Annotated in this window: 1 protein-coding gene; it reads right to left on the bottom strand. The window is 37.0% G+C overall.

Annotation, left to right across the window (positions count from 1 at the left end; all coding sequences use genetic code 11):
- The coding region (locus tag HC175_RS18595) for a type 1 glutamine amidotransferase family protein (RefSeq protein ID WP_479685242.1) at positions 1-299 on the bottom strand (299 nt) is incomplete at its 3' end.
- Positions 300-451 lie beyond the last annotated feature (152 nt).

Raw genomic sequence — 451 nt, 5'->3', positions numbered from 1 at the left:
AAGAAAACGGCGTCAAAATTATCGGCACTTAAATTCGAAAGCTTTTGTGTAAATTCAAAATCTCGTTGAGCTGTTTCATCTTTTTTGAATCTTCGGTTTGAAGAAGTAATATTTTCAGTGAGTTCGCTTCTGGGATCCACCGGAGGCTTACCTCCTTTGGGACTGGCCAAAGTAACAGTAAAGCCTTTATCAATGAATTCAAAGTAGGGATCTGTAAATTCTCCCAGCCATACACCTGTTTGGGAATCTGTATTTACCAGTTCACTGTGAGAAGTAAGAATCATCAGGATCTTTTTCATAGCGTGTTAGTTTAACAATAAAGATCTTTAAAAGCCCCGGAGCGAGCCAGAACTTTATCTTTTAATTAATACTAAAAGCTAAAAATATCTTTATCCTACAATTTCCAGCGAACTATATCCCTGACCATTTCTGGTAAGTCTTATTTGAGTCG

It is taken from the genome of Salinimicrobium oceani (assembly GCF_012037645.1).
The sequence above is the reverse complement of the archived record's forward strand: the minus strand, read 5'-3'. Positions and strand labels throughout refer to the sequence as shown.